This window comes from Achromobacter insuavis, from assembly GCF_902859645.1.
GTDB lineage: Bacteria > Pseudomonadota > Gammaproteobacteria > Burkholderiales > Burkholderiaceae_B > Achromobacter > Achromobacter insuavis.
Window position 1 is genome coordinate 1 of record NZ_CADIJR010000005.1, and the last position, 17,005, is coordinate 17,005.

Annotated in this window: 15 protein-coding genes; 9 read left to right on the forward strand and 6 right to left on the reverse strand. The window is 67.9% G+C overall.

The features are described 5' to 3' along the window. Positions 1 to 381 precede the first annotated feature (381 nt). From rsmD to H0523_RS04720, 4 genes are all read left to right on the forward strand, one after another. Complete coding sequence (gene rsmD / locus H0523_RS04705) at positions 382 to 948, forward strand: 16S rRNA (guanine(966)-N(2))-methyltransferase RsmD (RefSeq protein ID WP_054428943.1); 567 nt, start codon at positions 382 to 384, stop codon at positions 946 to 948. Between the two features lie 58 nt (positions 949 to 1,006). Continuing rightward, a complete protein-coding gene (coaD, locus tag H0523_RS04710) occupies positions 1,007 to 1,510 on the forward strand; it encodes a pantetheine-phosphate adenylyltransferase (protein WP_006385942.1) in 504 nt (167 codons plus the stop codon). A 189-nt stretch (positions 1,511 to 1,699) separates the two neighbouring features. After that, the gene (locus H0523_RS04715) at positions 1,700 to 1,951 is read left to right on the forward strand and encodes a YfhL family 4Fe-4S dicluster ferredoxin (protein ID WP_006391351.1); all 252 of its coding nucleotides are present in this window, start codon (positions 1,700 to 1,702) and stop codon (positions 1,949 to 1,951) included. Further along, positions 1,948 to 3,168: a benzoate/H(+) symporter BenE family transporter gene (locus H0523_RS04720; RefSeq protein WP_054428945.1), complete on the forward strand. Its 1,221-nt coding sequence runs from the start codon at positions 1,948 to 1,950 to the stop codon at positions 3,166 to 3,168. Before H0523_RS04715 ends, H0523_RS04720 begins: the two co-directional genes overlap by 4 nt. 45 nt (positions 3,169 to 3,213) lie before the next feature. Here the strand turns inward: H0523_RS04720 and H0523_RS04725 are convergent, their stop codons facing one another. Together H0523_RS04725 and H0523_RS04730 are read right to left on the reverse strand one after the other, a co-directional pair. Beyond that, entirely contained in the window at positions 3,214 to 3,597 is a 384-nt protein-coding gene (locus tag H0523_RS04725) for an MOSC N-terminal beta barrel domain-containing protein (protein WP_054428947.1), read from the reverse strand. Then, a complete protein-coding gene (locus H0523_RS04730) occupies positions 3,594 to 6,089 on the reverse strand; it encodes an AsmA family protein (RefSeq protein ID WP_054428948.1) in 2,496 nt (831 codons plus the stop codon). Before H0523_RS04730 ends, H0523_RS04725 begins: the two co-directional genes overlap by 4 nt. 336 nt (positions 6,090 to 6,425) lie before the next feature. Here H0523_RS04730 and H0523_RS04735 point away from each other — a divergent pair, with 336 nt between their 5' ends. The 5 genes from H0523_RS04735 to H0523_RS04755 all read left to right on the forward strand — a co-directional run bounded on the left by H0523_RS04735 (position 6,426) and on the right by H0523_RS04755 (position 13,524). After that, complete coding sequence (locus H0523_RS04735; protein ID WP_035359525.1) at positions 6,426 to 8,024, forward strand: MDR family MFS transporter; 1,599 nt, start codon at positions 6,426 to 6,428, stop codon at positions 8,022 to 8,024. A 3-nt stretch (positions 8,025 to 8,027) separates the two neighbouring features. Further along, positions 8,028 to 8,474 carry a MarR family winged helix-turn-helix transcriptional regulator gene (locus H0523_RS04740; RefSeq protein WP_054428949.1) on the forward strand — a complete coding sequence of 149 codons (447 nt, stop codon included), beginning with the start codon at positions 8,028 to 8,030 and terminating at the stop codon, positions 8,472 to 8,474. Between the two features lie 176 nt (positions 8,475 to 8,650). Beyond that, a complete protein-coding gene (locus H0523_RS04745) occupies positions 8,651 to 9,148 on the forward strand; it encodes a DUF2938 domain-containing protein (protein ID WP_054428950.1) in 498 nt (165 codons plus the stop codon). Positions 9,149 to 9,395: 247 nt separating this feature from the next. Further along, on the forward strand, positions 9,396 to 11,009 hold the full coding sequence (locus tag H0523_RS04750) for an ABC-F family ATP-binding cassette domain-containing protein (protein WP_054428951.1): 1,614 nt from the start codon (positions 9,396 to 9,398) through the stop codon (positions 11,007 to 11,009). A 226-nt stretch (positions 11,010 to 11,235) separates the two neighbouring features. Continuing rightward, positions 11,236 to 13,524: a TonB-dependent siderophore receptor gene (locus H0523_RS04755; protein ID WP_054428952.1), complete on the forward strand. Its 2,289-nt coding sequence runs from the start codon at positions 11,236 to 11,238 to the stop codon at positions 13,522 to 13,524. An 82-nt stretch (positions 13,525 to 13,606) separates the two neighbouring features. On the opposite strand, the gene ychF is transcribed toward H0523_RS04755, so the two are convergent. From ychF to H0523_RS04775, 4 genes are all read right to left on the reverse strand, one after another. Then, a complete protein-coding gene (gene ychF / locus H0523_RS04760) occupies positions 13,607 to 14,698 on the reverse strand; it encodes a redox-regulated ATPase YchF (protein ID WP_054428953.1) in 1,092 nt (363 codons plus the stop codon). Between the two features lie 95 nt (positions 14,699 to 14,793). Continuing rightward, the gene (locus H0523_RS04765; RefSeq protein WP_054428954.1) at positions 14,794 to 15,573 is read right to left on the reverse strand and encodes a CPBP family glutamic-type intramembrane protease; all 780 of its coding nucleotides are present in this window, start codon (positions 15,571 to 15,573) and stop codon (positions 14,794 to 14,796) included. After that, positions 15,573 to 16,169 (reverse strand): aminoacyl-tRNA hydrolase, encoded by a 597-nt coding sequence (gene pth / locus H0523_RS04770; RefSeq protein WP_026384832.1) that lies wholly within the window; start codon positions 16,167 to 16,169, stop codon positions 15,573 to 15,575. The genes H0523_RS04765 and pth overlap by 1 nt, the downstream gene beginning before the upstream one ends. Positions 16,170 to 16,266: 97 nt before the next feature. Then, on the reverse strand, positions 16,267 to 16,881 hold the full coding sequence (locus H0523_RS04775; protein WP_054428955.1) for a 50S ribosomal protein L25/general stress protein Ctc: 615 nt from the start codon (positions 16,879 to 16,881) through the stop codon (positions 16,267 to 16,269). Between the last annotated feature and the right edge of the window lie 124 nt (positions 16,882 to 17,005).

Consider the following 17,005-nt stretch of genomic DNA (forward strand, 5'->3'; position numbering starts at 1 on the left):
GGCGCGGCGGCGCTGGGCGTCACGGCCGGCGCGGCGGCTACGGGCGCGGAAGCGGGTGCGGCGGAAGCAGGTGTGGAAACGGGCGTGGCGGCAGGCGCAACCACGGGCGCCGAGGCCTGCGGTTGCGGCACCACGGCCGGCGCCGGTTGCGGCACACTGGCCGAAGCCGGCGCGGGCACCTCGGCGGACGGCACCGGCAGGGTCACCTCGGGCGTCGCGACGGGCGCGAATTCGCGGGCCGGAACGATGGGTTCGACGGGCTGGGCGGGGACCTCGACCTCGGCTTGCGGCGCGATCCCGGCGTCCACCTGCTCCGGCGGCGGCGCGGGCTGGGCCGGCGCGGCGGGCGGAGGGGATTTTTTCTTGAAGAAGCGGCTAAACATGGGTAACAAGTATATTCGTATCGTCGGGGGCCAATACCGGCGCACCCCTATCGTCGTGCCCGACGTGGAGACGCTCCGCCCGACGCCCGACCGGGTGCGGGAAACGCTGTTCAACTGGCTCAACCACCTGTGGGGCGGCGAATTCGCCGACAAACAGGTGCTGGATCTGTTCGCCGGCAGCGGCGCCCTGGGCTTCGAGGCGGCCTCGCGCGGCGTGGCGCATGTACAGATGGTCGAGCGGGACAAGACCGCCGCGTCCGCGCTGCGGACACTGCGCGACAAGCTCAAAGCCGACATGATACGCATCCACGTGGGCGATGCGATGCAGGTCGCCGAAAGAATGGATGCGTCCCGATTTGATCTCATCCTGCTCGATCCGCCCTTCGGACAAGGCTGGCTGCCGCGCCTGTGGCCGATCCTGCCGGGCATCCTGGCCGAGGGCGGCCTGGTCTACGTCGAGGCCGAAAACGCCATCGAGCCCCCCGAGGGATTCACGATCCTGCGCCAGGACAAGGCCGGGGCGGTGCACTACCACCTCCTGGAATTTGCTGCATTGCGCAAATAGATCAATAATCCGAGCTTCGGAGGATGGTGTACACCACTAATAACGGTACGGAGCTCGCATGATCATCGCTGTTTACCCTGGCACTTTCGACCCGCTGACCAGAGGCCACGAAGACCTGGTCCGCCGCGCCGCCACGCTTTTCGACAAAGTCGTGGTCGGCATCGCGCACAGCCGCAACAAGAAGCCCTTCTTCAGCATCGACGAACGCGTGGACATCGCGCGCGAAGTGCTGGGGCACTATCCCAACGTGGAAGTGCAGAGCTTCGGCGGCCTGCTCAAGGATTTCGTGCGCGACCAGGGTGGACGCGTCATCGTGCGCGGCCTGCGCGCCGTGTCCGACTTCGAATACGAATTCCAGATGGCCGGCATGAACCGCCATCTGCTGCCCGACGTCGAGACCCTGTTCATGACGCCGTCGGATCAATACCAGTTCATCTCCGGCACCATCGTGCGCGAAATCGCCCAGCTGGGCGGCGACGTCAGCAAGTTCGTGTTCCCCTCGGTGGAACGCTGGCTGCAGGAAAAGGCCAAGGAACGCCGCGAGCAATCCTGGCCGGGCTGAGCGTCCCCGCTCTCCGCCTCACCGAACCCTCCCGGAGGGCGCCTTGCGCGCCCTCCCTGCGTTTTGGCGGCCCGCTCGGCGCCCCTCATGAGCGGCGATGGGCAGGTCGGCGCCAGGGGCTTGCCCGGCCCGCCGCGGGCCCGGCAGTACAATTGCAATATCCCTGCCGGATTCCGTAGCCCCTCCATCATGGCCCTGACCATCACCGAAGAATGCATCAATTGCGACGTTTGCGAGCCCCAGTGCCCGAACGACGCGATTTCCATGGGCGAGGACTACTACGTCATCGACCCCGACCGCTGCACCGAATGCGTCGGCCATCACGACGAGCCGCAATGCAAGGTGGTCTGCCCGGTGGAATGCATCGAGCTGCATCCGCAATGGAATGAAGGCCAGGAACAGCTGATGGCCAAGTACCGCCGCCTGACCGGTGCCGCATGAGCGACACCGCCCAGCCCGGCTTCGACACTCCCTCCTCCCGCCCCAACGCCCGCCGCGACCTGTCCGCCTCCGCGATCGCGGCCGGCCTGGTCGCCGTGCTGGTCAGCTTCGGCGGCACCGCGGTGCTGATGGTGCAGGCCGGCCACGCCGCCGGCCTGGATGCCGCCCGCATCGGTTCCTGGATCGGTTCACTCAGCCTGGTGCTGGGCCTGGGCGGCGCGGCCTACAGCCTGCGCACCGGCCTGCCCATCGTCATGGCCTGGTCCACGCCCGGCGCCGCGCTGCTGGTCACCGCGCTGGCCGGCGTGCCGTTCCCCGAAGCCATCGGCGCCTTCGTGCTGGCCGCCGCGCTGACGCTGGCCTGCGGCCTGTTCGGCTGGATCGATCCCATCCTGCGCCGCATTCCCGGTGAAGTGGCCGCCGCCATGCTGGCCGGCGTGCTGCTCAACTTCGGCATGGGCATCTTCACCAACGTCGGCAAGCAGCCGGCGCTGGTGCTGGCCATGTGCGCCGCCTACCTAGTGTGCCGGCGCTGGGCGCCGCGCTACGCCGTGCTGATGGTGATGGCCGTGGCGGTCGCCATGGCCGCCGGCCTGGGCCTCGTGCAGGTCGACCAGCTCGACTGGCACCTGACCGAATTCGTCTGGACCACGCCCGTCTTCAGCATGCAGGCCGCGGTCAGCCTGGGCGTGCCGCTGTTCGTGGTGGCGATGGCCTCGCAGAACCTGCCCGGCCTGGCCATCCTGCAGGCCGCCGGCTATCGCCCGCCGGCCTCGCGGCTGGTCGCCGCCACCGGCTTCCTGGGCCTGCTGGCCGCGCCCTTCGGCGCCCACAGCGTCACGCTGGGCGCGATCAGCGCGGCCATCTGCACCGGCCCCGAGGCGCACGCCGAGCCGTCCAAGCGCTACATCGCCGCGGCCACCTACGGCGTCAGCTACTTCGCGCTGAGCATCGTCGCCGGCGCGGTCGCGGTGTTCTTCCAGGCTTTGCCGGCCGCGCTGCTGGCGGCCCTGGCGGGCCTGGCGCTGCTGGGCACCATCATGGGCGGCATGGCCGCCGCCATGGCCAATCCGCAGCGGCGCGAAGCCGCGCTCATCACGCTGCTGGCGACGGCGTCGGGCTTCAGTTTCTGGGGGATCGGTTCGGCCTTCTGGGGCCTGGTGGCAGGCCTGCTGGCCCACACCGTCTTTGAATTCAAGCGCAAGCAGGCGGCCTGAAGCGGGTCTCGCCCCGCGTTGAGCGCGGCGCCTGGCCGCGCCGGGTCAGTCCGGCCAGGCGGTCACCGGCGTGTCCGGATGCACCTTCATGATGCGGCACGGCACCTGCACGAAATTCGAGATCCAGGCGGCGGCCAGCTCGCCCTCGTCGACCACGTCGATGACCTGCTCGCCGACCTTCATGCTGTAGCGCACGCTGTCGTCGTCCTCGATCACGTCCAGCGGAATATCCATGCGCAGCATGCCCGGCGCGCGCAGCACCAGGTAGCCCAGGCGCAATTCCACCGTCACGTCGGCCAGCCGCGGGCACAGCTCGCGATTGAGCCATTGGCCCGAATCATTGGCGACCAGCCACTGCCGGTGATAGGCGGCGGCTTCGGCCTGTTCCGTGTGGCCGCACTGGGCGATGGGCTGGAAGGCGGCGCTCATTTGCCCAGCAGGCCCTTGAGCGCCTTGTCCACGGCCGCGCCGCCCTTGCCCTTGCCGGTCACGGCTTCGCGCAGCTTGTTTTCCAGGCTGCGCTTGAGGATGCCGGCGATGGCGTCCTTCCACAGCAGCGTGTAGGTGGGCTTCTCGAACGGACCGCGCACGTGCACCGGAATCGTCACGTCCTTCAGGTCGATCAGTTCCTTGCCTTCGGGGTCAGCGGCCGGATTGACGACGCGCGCGCGCGCCACCAGGTCCAGCTCGTTCTTGACGAAGTCGATGGTGGCCGGCTCGCCCTGCGTCACGCGCAGCAGCGGCGACACGACGTTCAGGCGCTTGACGCTCGCCACGCCCTTGGTGAAGGCCAGGTCGGCATCCATTTCCGAGAACGCGGTCTGCTTGCTGGTGTCGGCCGCCACCGTTTCGTCCTGCGACTCGGGCTTGAGCGCGGCCTTCAGTTCGCGCAGCGTCTGCGTCAGGTTGATGCCCTTGACCGCGCCATCGCGCAGCCGCACCTGCAGCGTGCCGCCCAGGCCGCTCTTCATGGCATAGGCGTTGGCGCCGGCGGTCTTCAGGTCCAGCGCCAGGCTGCCCGTGCCGCTCAGCACGTTGCGCTGCGCCAGGTCCATCAGCAGCGGCTCGATCGAAATGCCGGCCAGCGACATCTTGGTCGCCAGCTGGTTGCCCTGCGCCGCGTCCACCGACAGCGCGCCGGCCAGCTTGCCGCCGTACAGGCCGGCGGTCAGGCTGGAGATGTCGAGCTTGCCGCGATCGAGCTTGACGGCGGCGGCGACGTCATCGGCCTTCAGGCCGCGCACCACCAGCTTGCCGACCTTGAGCGTGCCGTTCACGCTCGGGCCGACCAGCGCCGACAGGTTGATCGAATCGTCCGCGGGCGCGGCCGGCGCAACCGGCTTGTTTTCGTCCTTCTTGCCGTCGGCGGGCGGCTTGGCCGGCGCGGCGGCAGCCGCCGCCGGCGGCACCAGCTTGTCCAGGTCCAGCGTGTCCACCGCCAGCGCGAAGTTCACCTGCGGCGCGTCGCTCAGCTTGGCGATGTCGGCGGTCAGGTCGAACTTGCCGCCTTCGAGCACGGCGTTGATCTTGCTGCTGGCCGTGTCTTTCAACAGGTCGACGTTGAGGCTGCCGATCACGGGAATCTGCAGGCTGCCCTTGGGCAGGCCCGGGTCGGTGATGTTGACGTCGCCGCGCAGGCCCGCCAGGCCGCCCTGGCGCTGCAGCAGGTTCAGCGACAGCGGCGAGGCGAAGGTCAGCTTGACCACGCGCTCGCCCTTCTTGGATGTGCTGTCGAGCTTGGCTTCCTTGATGTCGAGCTCGGTGGCGTTGCCGCTGATGCCGTTCAGGCCGAAGCTGGCGTCCAGGCCGCTGATGCGCACGCGGCCGGTCAGCGCCTCGCCCGTGGCCTGCGTCGGCGAAATGTTCAGCGCCGGCGCGTCCACGGCGAATTCGAACGGGCCGTCGGCCACGCCGCCCTTGGCGCGCACCGCCAGCTTCTCGATCTGCAACTGGCTCTTGTGCGGGTCGATCGACAGCTTGGGCATGGCCACGCTGGCGTCGACGTTGGTGGCGCGCGCGGCCGGGTCGGTCACGTCGCCCTGGAACACGACTTCCAGGCCGGCCACGTCCAGCGCCGACTTCTGGCCGTTGAACGCCAGGTTGCCGCGCACCGCCAGGCTCTTGGCCTCGGCGCCCGGCAGCTTGCCGTCCATGCGCAGGTCGAGTTTCTGCGCCGCGTAGCGCTTGGCGGACGGATCCAGCGTCAGCAGCGCCTGGCCGGTCAGATTGGCGTCGATGCGCGGATTGCCGCCTTCCAGGCGCGCCGTCAGGCGCACATCGAAGGGCTGGTTGAAGGTGACGCGGCCGGTGTTGGCGTTGATCTTGGTCACGGCCACGGCCATGCCCGACATCTCGTCCTGCAGCAGCACCTCGCCGTCCTTCAGGTCGAGGCCGGCGATGTCGATCTGCATGTTGTTGCGCGACGGCGGCAGCGTGCCGCTGGTCAGGGCCTGCGCGGCGGTCTGCGCCGCCCCCGCGAGGGCCTCGGCGGGATTGGCGGGCGTGGCCACCACGGGCGCGGTGCCGCCCACCAGGTTGCTGAAGTTGAACTGGCCGTCCTTGCCGCGCACCACGCGCGCCTTGAAGCCGCTGATGGCGACATGATCGACCACGAAGCTGTTGGACAGCAGCGGCCACACGGCCACCGCCAGGCGGGTGCTCTCGATGGAGGCGAAGGTCTCGGTGCTATTGACCTCGGACAGCGACACGCCCTGCACCGACAGGCCGATGCGCGGGAACAGCGACAGCTCGATCTCGCCGTCGATCGTGAGCGTGCGGTGATAGCGTTCCTGGACCAGCTCTTCGAGCTTGTACTTGTACGCGTTGGGGTCGAACGTCAGCAAAAAGATGGCCAGGCCAACGACGGCCACGACAACCAACACCACCAGGCCTATCAGAATGCGCTTGAACCACGTTTTCATTGCCGCCCCGTCGGTACCTCGACTGGTAATCCTAGAATGCCACCCGCCGCGCCTGGCGCGGGAATGGCGCTTTGCCGTCGCGCCGGACGCGCGGCTTCATGATTTGTCCGTCTTCGATCGCATGCCGCCGCGTGCGTCAGGCCGGGGGCCGATACGCCAAGCGGAGAGGGACTGCCATGGAAAGACCTGCTGAAGACGCCGGCATGACCAGCGTGCACATACCGCTATCGTAACAAATCGGGCCCGCCTGCGCGCCAGGCCTGAAACTGACGGTTTTCTGTCTCGGCGATTGTAGGACTAGAATTATTGATCCATCAATAATTGATCCGTCCAACAATGCCCGCCCCCGCCCCCAGCACCCCTTATTCACCCGGCCAGGTGCTTCCCTTCCGGCAGACCCTGCTCGCCATGCTGGGCATGTGCTTCGTCATGATGATGGTCGCCATCGACCAGACCGTGGTGGGCACCGCGCTGCCCACCATCGTGGCCGAGCTCAAGGGCTTCGAGCTGTATGCCTGGGTGGCGACCTCGTACCTGCTGACCTCCGTCATCACCGTGCCGATCTTCGGCCGGCTGGGCGACTACTACGGCCGCAAGCCCTTCGTGGTGGCGGCGATCGTGCTGTTCACCCTGGCCTCGGTGCTGTGCGGCGCCGCCGACAGCATGTTCACGCTGGTGCTGGCGCGGGCCCTGCAGGGCGTGGGCGGCGGCATGCTGGTGGGCACCGCCTTCGCCTCCATTCCCGACCTGTTCCCGGACCCGCACGTGCGGCTGCGCTGGCAGGTCATGCTCAGTTCGGCCTTCGGCATCGCCAACGCGGTCGGCCCGACGCTGGGCGGCGCGCTGACCGAGCACTACGGCTGGCGCTCGGTGTTCTACGTCAACCTGCCCATCGGCATCCTCGGCCTGTGGTTCGTGGCGCGCTACCTGCCGCACCTGCGCAACCACACCGAGGGCAAGGTGCGCCTGGACTGGCAGGGCGCGCTGCTGATCGCCGTCGCGCTCGGCGGCCTGCAGCTGCTGGTGGAGCTGCTGCCCAAGCAAGGCCTGAGCGCCACCATCGTGCTGCTGGGCGTCGGCAGCATCGCCGCCTTCGGCCTGCTGTACTGGTGGGAACGCCGCTGCCCGCATCCGCTGCTGCCGTTCGACATGTTCCGCAACCGCGGCCTGGCCACGCTGTTCACGCTGGCGCTGCTGGTCGGCGTGACCATGTATTCGCTGCTGTTCTACGCGCCGCTGCTGCTGCAGGGCGGCTTCGGCCTGTCGCCGCAGGACGCCGGCCTGCTGATCACGCCGCTGGTGGTCTTCATCACCGTCGGCAGCATCATCAACGGCCGCATCATCACCCGCATCCGCAACCCCAACCGCATGCTGTACGCGGGCTTCCTGCTGATGGCGCTGTCCTGCCTGGGAATCGTCACCACCCACAACTACACCGCGCACTGGCTGATCGCCGGCTACATGCTGATGGCCGGCCTGGGCATGGGCTTCATCATGCCCAACCTGACCGTGTTCGCGCAGCAGACCGCCGGGCGCACCCACCTGGGCATCGCCACCGCGCTGCTGCAATCGCTGCGCATGATCGGCGGCATGCTCGGCACCGCCGTGGTCGGCACCATGGTCAACCACAGCTACTTCAGCGGCGTCGAATCGACGCTGCGCGGCGCCTCGGCGCGCTGGCTACCGCAGCTGGACGACCCGCAGATGCTGGTCAATCCCGAGGCCCAGACGCAGTTCCTGGCACAATTGGCGCATCAAGGCCAGGATGGAGCGTCGCTGATCGAGATCGCGCGCGTGGCGCTGGTCAGCGCCATCCACGAAGGGCAACTCATCGCCCTGGCGGTCGCGGTGCTGGCGCTCTGGTGCGTGCGGCGCGTCCCCCTGGTGCAATTGGCGCGCGTCTCCAAACCGGAGCCCGCCAGCGTCGGAGAGTAGCTTTTGCCCAAACAACAACAGGGCCTGCAGGTCATCCAGCACATGGGCCAGACCTACCGCGTCATGCAGAGCGCCTTCAGCGGCCAGGTCGGCCACGCGCTGCCGCGCTGGCGCATCCTGCTGGCGCTGCATGAAAACGGCCAGTGTTCGCAGAAGCACCTGGCCGAACGCTGCCGCCTCGATCCCGCCTCGCTCACCCGCCAGCTGCAGGCGATGCAGAAGCTCGGCTGGATCGCGCGCGCGGTCGACGCGCAGGACAATCGCCTGACCAACGCCCGCCTCACGCCCGCCGGCCAGGCCGTGGTCGACGAGGCCCTGCCCAAGCGGGCCGCCTTCTTCGACGAATCGCTCAAGGGCCTGTCGGCCACCGACATCGACACGCTGAACCGCGTGCTGAACGTGCTGGAAGAGAATTTCCTGCGCGCCGCCAGCGGCAACAAGGGCGAGTAACCACGCCCAGGGCCGCCCAGGGCAGCCCGCCAACGGTCGCGACCAAAGCCATCCCCCCGTGCCGCTACGCGCGGGCAAAGCCCCGCCATTCGTCCGTGCCATTGACACCCGGAAAGGTTATTGAATAACATTCAATTAATCTATTGATTGTTATTTCATCTTGCCGGAATCCCCGCATGCCTTCTGACCTCCTGCTTCGCGCCGTGCTGATCGGCGTCGGCGCCACCCTCGTCATGGATCTGTGGGCGCTGCTGCTCAAGCGCCTGTTCAACGCGCCGTCGCTGGACTACGCCATGGTCGGCCGCTGGATCGGCCACCTGCCGCGCGGCCGCCTGACCCATCCCGGCATCGCGCGCTCGGCGCCCATCGCGGGCGAACGCGCCATCGGCTGGATCGCCCACTACGCCATCGGCGTCCTGTTCGCCCTGCTGCTGCTGGCGCTCTGGGGCCCGGCCTGGGCCGCGCGGCCGACGCTGCTGCCGGCGCTGATCGTCGGCATCGCCACGGTCGCGGCGCCATTCCTGATCCTGCAACCCGGCATGGGCGCCGGCATCGCGGCCTCGCGGATGCCGAAACCCGGCGTGGCGCGGCTGCGCAGCCTGATGGCGCATGCGTCGTTCGGCGTCGGGCTGTACCTGGCGGGATGGCTGGTCGCGGCATGCCTGGACGCCTGAGACGCCGCGCCTCGGCGCGCGGGCTCAGGTGCATGGGCATCTTTGCCCCGCGCTTCCCGCCGCCGCGCACGGCTTGGCCGCGCTCGCGTTTTGCCAATTCCGCCAAGGGCTTTTAAAGTAACGGCCTGAACTCCATCCATCGAGGTATTCGTCCCATGCGCCATTGATGCCGCCGTCGCAATGACGGCCAGTCTCCACCCGCCCCCGTTCGCAGGGGGAGTTCCTGGCATCCCTGGAAGCATCACGCATGACGACTCCCTATCTCACGCTCGAAAGCGTGTCGTACCTGCTGCCCGATGGCAGCCCGCTTTTTTCCGGACTCGACGAAACCTTCGACCAACGCCCCACCGGCCTGGTCGGGCGCAATGGCGCCGGCAAGACCGTGCTCGCGCGGATCCTGGCCGGCCAGTTGCCGCCGTCGAACGGGCGTTGCCTGCGATCGGGCAGCGTCTTCTACCTGGCGCAGCAGGTCTCCCTGCCCGCCGGCGCCACGGTCGCCAGCCTGGCCGGCGTGCAAACGACGCTGGACGCCCTGGCGCGCATCGAAGCCGGCAGCAGCGCGCCGGAAGACTTCGAGCGCGTCGGCGACCGCTGGGACATCCGCCAACGCCTGCGGCAAGTGCTGGAACGCGACGGCCTCGGCCACCTCGACGCCGCGACGCCCGCCAGCGCCCTGAGCGGCGGCGAAGCCATGCGCGTGGCGCTGGTCAGCGCCCTGCTGTCCGAGGCCGACTTCCTCATCCTCGACGAACCCAGCAATCACCTGGACCGGCCCAACCGGCAGGCGCTGATCGACCAGTTGCGCCATTGGCCGCGCGGCCTGCTGGTCGTCAGCCATGACCGGCAACTGCTCGACACCCTGGCGCGCATCGTGGAGCTCTCATCGCTGGGCCTGCGCGGCTACGGCGGCAACTACAGCGCCTATGCCGCGAGCAAGGCGCTTGAACGATCGAATGCCCTGGAGCGGCTCGAACACCACAAGCTCGAACGCCGGCGCGAAGAACAGGCCATGCAAGCGCAGCGCGAGCGGCAGGAACGCCGCCAGGCGCGCGGCCAGCGGCATGGCAAGGAGGCCAACCAGGCCAAGATCCTGCTCGACCGGCAAAAGGGCCGCAGCGAGGACTCGGCCGGCAGGCTGCGGCAGCAACATGCCGCCGCCCACGAACGCCTCGCCCAGGCCGTGCGCGACGCCGCGGCGCAGGTGGAAAAGGACGCCGACATCTCGCTGCATGCCCTGCCCGTCGCGCAGGCGGCGCAGCGGCGCGTGGCGGAGCTGGACGCCGTCACGTTGCCCTTCATCGCAGGCCCCACCCGCCACGTCGACCTGCTGCTCGGCGGCCAGCAACGCATCGCGGTCACCGGCCCGAATGGGTGCGGCAAGTCGACCTTGCTCAAGGTGCTGGCGGGCCTGCTCGCGCCCCTGTCGGGCGAGCGCAAGGGCGCGTCCGAATGCGTCTATCTCGACCAGCGCCTGACCGACCTGGTCTCGGATCGGCCCGTGCTCGAACAACTGCAAGCGGTCAACGCCGCCCTCGACGAAGGCGAACTGCGCATGCGACTGGCGCACCTCGGCCTGGACGCGCGCAAGATCACGGCGCCAAGCGGCGCGCTCAGCGGCGGCGAACGCCTGAAGGCGGCGCTGGCCTGCGCGCTCTACGCCGATCCGCCGCCGCGGCTATTGCTGCTGGACGAACCGAGCAATCACCTCGACCTGCCCTCCACGCTCGCGCTGGAAAGCATGCTGCGCGGTTACCCAGGCGCCCTGGCGGTGGTGTCGCACGACGACGCGTTCCTGGACAGCCTCGCGCTCACGGATCGGCTGCACGCCACGCAACAGGGCTGGCTCCTGGAACCGTGGTGAACGCAATCGACGGCGCCTGACGGCCGGCGGGGCACACCATCGTCCTGCCCGCCGCGCGCGCAGCGGGGCTCGCGCCGCGCCTGCCTTGAACAAGTCTTCTTTTGCGGGCCACGCGGCCCGGCTTGATCCATTTCGCCAGAGATCCGGCATATTCCCTTGGCGCCTCATTTACGAAATGGAAATGCCAATCAATGGCATTGCTTTTCAAGTTTCAAGGGATCCCTTCATGCACCCACATCCGTCTGGCTCGTCCGTCCTGCTCGGCCTGATTGCCCTGGCCCTGGCATCGGCCCCCGCCCAAGCGCGGCAGCCGGACGCCGGCGCCACGGCCTCGCCCGCCCCGGCCACGCTGCCCGCCATCGAAGTGACCGGGCAGACCGACGAACCCACCGAGACGACACGCGCCTATACCGTTCCCGCCACCCGCGCCTCGACGGGCCTGACCCTGAGCCCCAAGGAAACCCCCCAGTCCGTGTCGGTGGTCACGCGCCAGCAGATGGACGACCAGGGCATGCAGTCCATCGGCGACGTCCTGGGCAGCACCACCGGCATCACTTTCGTCGAGCTGGACAACGGCGGGCGCACCACCTACCGGTCCCGCGGATTCGACATCACCAACTACAAGGTCGATGGCCTGTCGATCATCGGCGGATCCTCGTTCAACGGCGGCGGCAGCGGCGCGATCAACATGGACCTCTACGACCGCGTCAGCATCGTGCGCGGCGCGAACGGCTTGATGGGCGGCATCGGCGATCCCTCCGCCACCGTCGACCTGTTGCGCAAGCGCCCTGGCCGCACGCTCGGCGCGAGCCTGATCCTGCGCACCGGCAGCTGGAACAAGAAGAATGCCGTCGGCGACATCAACATACCGCTGGCGGCGGACGGCCGCGTCCGCTCGCGCCTGGTGTTCAGCGGCGAGAACTCCGACGGATTCCGCGACCGCTCGGGCATCGAGCGGCAGGGGTTCCTGGCCAGCGTCGCCATGGATGTGACCGCCCGCACGCAGGTGGGGCTGGGCTTCCAGTACGAACACAGCATCTTCCACGGCGCCTCCTGGGGCGCCAACGTGCCCGCCTGGTTCGCGGACGGCTCGCCGACCCATTTCCGCCGCAGCCTCAACCTCGCGGCGGACTGGAGCAAGAGCGACATGGAAGCGAAGACGCTGTTCGCCTCGCTCGACCATCGCTTCGACAACGACTGGAAGCTGCGCGCCGACTATGCCCACACCTCGCGCGCGGACCTGAGCAACAAGGGCGCCATCAAGGTCAACAACGGCAAGGTCCGCTGGCCCCATTGGAAGCAGGACGGCAGCGGCGCCTACCTCAATGCCATCCACTCGGAAACGGAAGGCGAAACCGACGCCTTCTCGCTGGATCTGTCGGGCCCGCTGGAACTGCTCGGACGCCGGCATGAACTGCTCGTCGGCCTGAACGGCTCCCGCATGGACGAACCGTCCTGGACCTTCAACAGCAGCAACTGCAGCATCGATGGCATCGCCGGCTTCAAGGGCCGCTGCCAATACCGCACCGAGTTGCCCGTGGCGGATTGGCGCGCCTGGCGCGGCGACGAATACGGCAACATCCGCGCGTTCCGCACCGACGCCCGCCGCGTCACCCGGACAACGCTATATGGCGGCTACGTCGCGGGCCGCTTCGAGCTCGCCGACGACCTGACCCTGATCACCGGGCTGCGCCGCAGCGTCTACCAGATCCACAGCGACAACTACAACGCGGCGGGTGTCCGCGGGGCGCGCACCGGCGAAAACGCCGCCCACGCCTGGACGCCCTACTACGGCCTGGTCTATGGGCTGACACCGAACTACTCGGTCTACGCCAGCTACACCGATGTCTTCACGCCGCAGACCGGCAAGAACGAAGGCGGCGACACCCTCAAGCCCATCACGGGCGCGAGCTACGAGGCCGGCATCAAGGGCGAATGGTTCAATGGCGCGCTCAATGCCGCCGTGTCGGCATTCCGCAGCCTGCAGAAGAACGTCGCCCTGAAAGACGGCGACAGCTTGACGCCCGATGGCGACCAGGCCTACCGGCCCGGCACCGGCGTCATCGTCAAGGGCGTCGACGCCGAAATCGCCGGCGCCATGACCGCCGCATGGAACGTCTATCTGGGCTACACCTACCTGGACGTCGGCAACAACGACACCGCCGACCGTCCCGACCCGCGCCATCTGCTGCGGCTGAACACCACCTACCGGCTGCAGGGAATGCTGCGGGGGCTGACCATCGGCGGCGGCCTGACCTGGCAAGGCAAGACGGTGTCCGAGCCCTATCCCGGCCAGCCGGATGGCCACGGCGGCTTCGACAGCTCGCCGATTCCGCTGAAGGGCTATGCGCTGTTCAACGCGATGGCGCGCTACGACATCAACCGCCATCTGTCGGCCATGCTCAACGTCAGCAACCTGTTCGACAAGACCTACTATCGGCAGTATGGGTTCTATAACGGCTTGATCTACGGCGAGCCGCGGCGGGTGACGTTGAGCCTGCAGGCGAAGTTCTAAATGAACGGGGCAGGCCCTTGTTGCCAAGGGCCTGCCCCGTTCACATTCATGAAGCGCGACCGAACGCGCTTGGGAACAACGATCAGACGTTGAACAAGAAATTCATCACATCGCCATCCTGCACGATGTATTCCTTGCCTTCCGCCCGCATCTTGCCCGCTTCCTTGGCGCCCTGCTCGCCCTTGTAGGCGATGTAGTCTTCATACGCGATGGTCTGCGCGCGGATGAAGCCGCGTTCGAAGTCGGTGTGGATCACGCCCGCGGCCTGGGGCGCGGTGGCGCCGATCGGCACGGTCCAGGCGCGTACTTCCTTCACGCCGGCGGTGAAGTAGGTCTGCAGGCCGAGCAGCTTGAAGGCGGCGCGGATCAGGCGGTTCAGGCCCGGTTCTTCCATGCCCATGTCCGACAGGAAAGCCTGGCGGTCGGCGTCGTCCAGGTCGACGATTTCCGATTCGATGGCGGCGCAGATGGCGACCACCGGCGCGTTGCGGGCGGCGGCGAATTCGGTCAGGCGGTCCAGCAGCGGGTTGTCGGTGAAGCCGTCGTCGGCCACGTTGCCCACGTACATCGCGCGCTTGGCGGTGATGAAGCAGAGCTGGGCGATGTCGGCCTTTTCCTCAGTGGACAGGTCGAGCGCGCGGATCGGCTTGGCTTCGTTCAGCTGCGCCACGCACTTTTCCAGCACGGCGACCAGGCGCTGCGATTCCTTGTCGCCGGAACGCGCGGTCTTCTGGTGGCGTTGCAGGGCCTTTTCGGCGGTCTGCAGGTCGGCCAGCGCAAGTTCGGTTTCGATGACTTCGATGTCGGCGATCGGGTCGACCTTGCCGGCCACGTGGATCACGTTGGGATCCTCGAAGCAGCGCACCACGTTGACGATGGCGTCGGTTTCACGGATGTGCGAGAGGAACTGGTTGCCCAGGCCTTCGCCCTTGCTGGCGCCCGCCACCAGGCCGGCGATGTCGACGAACTCGACCGTGGCCGACAGGATGCGCTCGGGCTTGACGATCTCGGCCAGCTTCTGCAGACGCGGATCCGGCACCTCGACCACGCCGACATTCGGCTCGATGGTGCAGAACGGATAGTTCTCGGCGGCGATGCCGGCGCGGGTCAGAGCGTTGAAGAGTGTCGATTTGCCAACGTTGGGCAGGCCGACGATGCCGCATTGCAGAGCCATGGGAATCCTGTGTAAGTACGGTATTGATCGTTAACGTTCTAGTTTACCCCGCCGGGCGACGCGCCATGATGACCGCGCCCAGGGGGACGGACGGCTCAACCGGCCGCCGTGGGAGCCCAGCGCATCACGGCCCAGATCAGCAAAATGGGGCCGGCGTTGAACATGGCGTGCAGCGCGATCGCCGCGCCGATGCCCCGGCGGATGCGGATCCAGCCCAGCACCAGGCCGGTGACCCATTGCGGCAGCACCAGCAGCGGCAGCAGCCAGTACGGCGTGTGATTGAAGACGAAGTTGGTCAGGTGCACGGCGGCGAAGGTCAGCGCCACCAGGTGGAAGACCCAGCCGAAGTGCTTCAGGTAATGGCGCCGCCAGGCGGTGTTCCAGCCCTTGAGCGGCTCCGAACGCGGGCGCAGCGACCAGCAGGCCAGCAGCACGAAGGCGGCCAGCAGCAGGCCGGTCCAGATGCGCGGCCCGTACAGCACCACCGGCAGCAGCGCCGGGCACAGCCACAGCGCCTGCTTGGGCCGGCGCAGGCCATAGCGGAACAGCATTTCCTCGACCAGCGGGGCCCAGATCACCGCCGTCAGCCAGGGGATGTTGGCCGGGTCCAGCCGATGCGTGACGCCGCCGGCGCCGGCCGCGGCGACCGCCACCGGCCCCAGGGCGAACAGATTGATCAGCCACAGCACCGCGGCCCAGGCCAGCAGGCGTCCGGGGCCGACGCCCGGCCACCAGTCCGACACCCAACCGATCGCCGGCGTGCGGCCAGGCAGGCGGCGCGCCGGATGCGGATGGCGCACGAAGCGCCAGAAGTCCGCCAGCTCGCTGCGGAAACGCAGCTTGCGCGGTTCGGCGAAAGCCGGAGCGCCGTCCATCAGGCGTCGTTGCCGCTGTGCAACTGGCGGGTGGCCAGCGCGAAGTCGCCAGCCAGCATGGCGGGCACCACGGCGCGGCAGCGGTCGATGACCGCCTCGATCTCCTTCTGTTCCTCGCGGCGCGGCGGATGCAGCACGAAGTCCGCCACCTGCTGCGCCAGGCCGAGCGTGCGCGGATGGCCGATGCCGATGCGCAGGCGCCAGAAGTTCGGGCTGCCCAGCGCGGCCTGGATGTCCTTCAGGCCGTTGTGGCCGGCGTGGCCGCCACCCTGCTTGAGTTTCACCTGGCCCGGCATCAGGTCGAGTTCGTCGTGCAGCACCAGCACCTGCTCCGGCGTCAGCTTGTAGAAGCGCGCCAGCGCCCCGACCGCCTGGCCGGAACGGTTCATGTAGGTGTTGGGCTTGAGCAGCAGGACGTTGTCGGCCCCCAGGCGGGATTTGGCCACCATGCCGAAGAACGACTTCTCCAGCGCGAACGAAGCGCGCAGGTCGTCCGCCAGGTGGTCGGCCAGCCAGAAGCCCGCGTTGTGGCGGGTGGTTTCGTAGTCGGGACCGGGGTTACCCAATCCCACGATGAGGCGTATGGGAATAGACATGATGGGGGGTGTTTAAACCAAAAAACCCTGCGCATGCAAATGCACACGCAGGGTTTCGGGCGCAAGCCGCGGGAAAGCCGAAGCTTTCCGGCAGGACTTAGGCGGCGGGAGCAGCCGGAGCGGCGTCGGCGTCGTCGGCGGCAGCGCCACCCTTGACGACAGCGGCGGCCAGCAGCGGGTTCTCTTCACCACCGTGCGGGACGTAGGTCACGCCCATCGGCAGCTTGATGTCGGCCAGGTGGATCGAAGCGCCGGCCAGGATGTCGGCCAGGTTGACTTCGATGAACTGGGGCAGCGCCGACGGCAGGCAGGTGATTTCCAGTTCGGTGGCGACGTGGCTGATGATCGCGCCGCTCAGCTTGACGGCCGGCGAGACTTCAGCGTTCACGAAGTGCAGCGGCACCTTGGTGCGCAGCGCCTGGTTGGCGTCGACGCGCTGGAAGTCCACGTGCAGGACTTGCGGCTTGTAGGCGTGCCATTGAACCGAACGCAGCAGGACCTGTTCGTCCTTGGCGCCTTCGAGCTGCATTTGCAGGATCGAAGCGTGGAATTCTTCCTTGCGCAGGGCGTGGTAGATCTCGTTGTGGTCGAGTTCGATGTTCAACGGGGCAGCCGTACCACCATAGACAATGGCGGGAACGCGGCCCGCGCGGCGCAGGCGGCGGCTCGCACTCGAACCCTGGACGCTACGCGCAGTGGCAGTAAATTTCATGGAAAACTCCAAAAACAAAAATTGGCGAAGCGGACTTCGCCGGTTGTGATCACGGCGCACAACAGGTGCGCCGTGTTGCTTGCGTCTTGCCGCGACCAGCAAGACACAAAAAACGGGGAGGCTG

Coding starts and splice junctions, on each gene's coding strand:
- rsmD (WP_054428943.1), top strand. CDS start 382: ATGGGTAACAAGTATATTCGTATCGTCGGGGGCCAATACCGGCGCACC.
- coaD (WP_006385942.1), top strand. CDS start 1,007: ATGATCATCGCTGTTTACCCTGGCACTTTCGACCCGCTGACCAGAGGC.
- H0523_RS04715 (WP_006391351.1), top strand. CDS start 1,700: ATGGCCCTGACCATCACCGAAGAATGCATCAATTGCGACGTTTGCGAG.
- H0523_RS04720 (WP_054428945.1), top strand. CDS start 1,948: ATGAGCGACACCGCCCAGCCCGGCTTCGACACTCCCTCCTCCCGCCCC.
- H0523_RS04725 (WP_054428947.1), bottom strand. CDS start 3,597: ATGAGCGCCGCCTTCCAGCCCATCGCCCAGTGCGGCCACACGGAACAG.
- H0523_RS04730 (WP_054428948.1), bottom strand. CDS start 6,089: ATGAAAACGTGGTTCAAGCGCATTCTGATAGGCCTGGTGGTGTTGGTT.
- H0523_RS04735 (WP_035359525.1), top strand. CDS start 6,426: ATGCCCGCCCCCGCCCCCAGCACCCCTTATTCACCCGGCCAGGTGCTT.
- H0523_RS04745 (WP_054428950.1), top strand. CDS start 8,651: ATGCCTTCTGACCTCCTGCTTCGCGCCGTGCTGATCGGCGTCGGCGCC.
- H0523_RS04750 (WP_054428951.1), top strand. CDS start 9,396: ATGACGACTCCCTATCTCACGCTCGAAAGCGTGTCGTACCTGCTGCCC.
- H0523_RS04755 (WP_054428952.1), top strand. CDS start 11,236: ATGCACCCACATCCGTCTGGCTCGTCCGTCCTGCTCGGCCTGATTGCC.
- ychF (WP_054428953.1), bottom strand. CDS start 14,698: ATGGCTCTGCAATGCGGCATCGTCGGCCTGCCCAACGTTGGCAAATCG.
- H0523_RS04765 (WP_054428954.1), bottom strand. CDS start 15,573: ATGGACGGCGCTCCGGCTTTCGCCGAACCGCGCAAGCTGCGTTTCCGC.
- pth (WP_026384832.1), bottom strand. CDS start 16,169: ATGTCTATTCCCATACGCCTCATCGTGGGATTGGGTAACCCCGGTCCC.
- H0523_RS04775 (WP_054428955.1), bottom strand. CDS start 16,881: ATGAAATTTACTGCCACTGCGCGTAGCGTCCAGGGTTCGAGTGCGAGC.